This window comes from Bartonella refiksaydamii, assembly GCF_902652675.1.
Lineage (GTDB): Bacteria > Pseudomonadota > Alphaproteobacteria > Rhizobiales > Rhizobiaceae > Bartonella > Bartonella refiksaydamii.
In genome coordinates, this window is record NZ_LR736354.1 from 1 (window position 1) to 2,011 (window position 2,011).

The 2,011-nt window shown below is 45.7% G+C and carries 4 protein-coding genes; all 4 read left to right on the forward strand.

Features of this window, described 5'->3' with window-relative positions:
- On the forward strand, positions 1-804 hold an 804-nt coding region (locus tag GQO39_RS08340), incomplete at its 5' end, for a S49 family peptidase (protein ID WP_156851746.1).
- Positions 801-1,067: a hypothetical protein gene (locus tag GQO39_RS08345; RefSeq protein WP_156851747.1), complete on the forward strand. Its 267-nt coding sequence runs from the start codon at positions 801-803 to the stop codon at positions 1,065-1,067. The genes GQO39_RS08340 and GQO39_RS08345, both read left to right, overlap by 4 nt.
- Positions 1,064-1,432: a head decoration protein gene (locus GQO39_RS08350; protein ID WP_156851748.1), complete on the forward strand. Its 369-nt coding sequence runs from the start codon at positions 1,064-1,066 to the stop codon at positions 1,430-1,432. Before GQO39_RS08345 ends, GQO39_RS08350 begins: the two co-directional genes overlap by 4 nt.
- Before the next feature lie 11 nt (positions 1,433-1,443).
- Positions 1,444-2,011, forward strand: a 568-nt coding sequence (locus tag GQO39_RS08355) for a major capsid protein (protein ID WP_198039448.1), incomplete at its 3' end; no start/stop codon positions are given.

Here is a 2,011-nt window from a genome sequence, read left to right on the forward strand (position 1 = left end):
GGTCTAACCTCTTATGAAGGTTTGAGCGCCTCTTTTCGTGAAGCGATTGGGCAACCTGATGTTCGCGCAATATTGCTTGATATTGATAGTAGCGGTGGAGAAGCTGGTGGTGTGTTTGATCTCATTGAAGAGTTTCAAGCACTCTCAAAACAATATGGCAAACCCATTTGGGCACATGCCAATGAGGTTGCCTGCTCAGCGGCTTATGCCATCGCTTGTGCGGCTTCTCAAATATGGGTTGCACGCACGGGTATTGTGGGCTCGATTGGTGTCGTTTGCGCCCATCTTGACCAGTCCCGTGCAGATGAAAAACATGGGCTTAAATGGACCTTTGTTTTTGAAGGGGATCATAAAGTTCATGGCAATTCTCACGAACCCTTGAGCGATACAGCACAGATAAAAATGCAAGCCGATTGCGCCCTGCTCTACGAGATGTTTGTCGATTTGGTGGCGCAAAACAGACCGCTGAATGCTGATGCAATTCGCGACACAAAAGCAGAAACTTTTATAGGCACCCAAGCTCTCACGCTTGGATTAGCAGATGCGCAAGGCACGCTTGCGCAAGCTTTGGAAACCTTAACGGATTCCATATCACAAAACCCAACAACAACAGAAGAAGGACAAAACACATGGCACGCACACAATACCGCGCTAAAGAAGATGAAGAGGAAAAGATTGTCGACATCATCCATGACGAGGAAGAGGATGAAGACGATAGCGACATCAATAAAAACGCCGAAGACTTCGACGACGAAGATGAGGACGAAGACAATGAGGACAATGAAGACAAACGCGAAAGCATGAAAGCCGTGCTTGAACAAGAAAGAAAGCGCGCCAAAGCACTAACAACCCTTGAAAAGCAAGCAAAGCGTCTAGGCGTTTCTTTTGACGCAGCAAAAGCTATTCAAAACGGTATGAGCATCGAAAAAGCACGCCAGTGTGTGTTGGCGGCTGCTAGCTCTCAAAGCGCGTCTTTAAAAGTCTCGCCTTATACCCCTCATAGTGATGGGACGAGCAAGGCAAAGATTCATGCAAAATGGGAAGCAGCTTGGAGGGCAGTGAAATGACGAATATTATTTATGAAGACGTGCGCAATGGCGCTTATCTTGGTCCATACGACCCCAACATATCAAACGAAGAAGTGGTGTTTGCATCAGGAGCATTCATTGAAGCGGGCACCGTGATGGGAAAGGTGACAAAAACGGAACACTATGTCCCTCTTGATCCAGCAGCAGCAGATGGCAGTCAAATCCCTGCGGGGATTTCTTTTGCTACTGTTGATGCGTCTGAAGCAGAACAACGCGCCGTCATTACAGCACGTTTGAGTACAGTGAAAGCTTCTGAATTGCTATGGCCCGATGCCATCACGGATGAGCAGAAGAAAGCAGCCATCCAGTCTTTAGAAGTCAAGAACAACATTCTATTGCGATAGGAGATGCGCACATGGATATGAATTTTTTTAAGCATGATGCTTTCTCTGCCGTTACCATGATGAAAGCGATTGAAAACTATGAGTTTCAACCTGGTCTTGTGAGCTCTCTTAATCTTTTTGAGGAAGTTGAAACCAGTACCACAGTGGTTGGGATTGAACGGCGTGATAATACATTTTCGCTTATTCAAACCAGTGAACGCGGGGCACCTTTGGCAGAAGCTGACAGAGAGGGGCGTAATCTTCGGTTTTTTCAAACAACACGGATTGCCAAAAGTGATACAGTGAAATCAGAAGAAATCCAAAACCGGCGTGAATTTGGCACAGAAGACCAATTAGAGACGGCAATGAAATATATTGCCAGAAAACAAAAGAAACTGGCTTCTGAAATCGAATTGACATGGGAGAATATGCAACTTGGCGCTATACAAGGCGTTGTCCTTGATGCTGATGGCTCGGTGATTGTCGATTGGTACAAGGAATGGGAAATCACGCCACCAAAGCCCATTGATTTTAAACTGAATACAGAAACAACCAATGTTGCCGATAATGTTGATCAAGTCATTATGAGGATGATTGAAG

What these genes read in the sequence shown, in the direction of transcription:
- GQO39_RS08345 (WP_156851747.1), top strand. Translation starts at nt 801, where the DNA reads ATGAAAGCCGTGCTTGAACAAGAAAGAAAGCGCGCCAAAGCACTAACA.
- GQO39_RS08350 (WP_156851748.1), top strand. Translation starts at nt 1,064, where the DNA reads ATGACGAATATTATTTATGAAGACGTGCGCAATGGCGCTTATCTTGGT.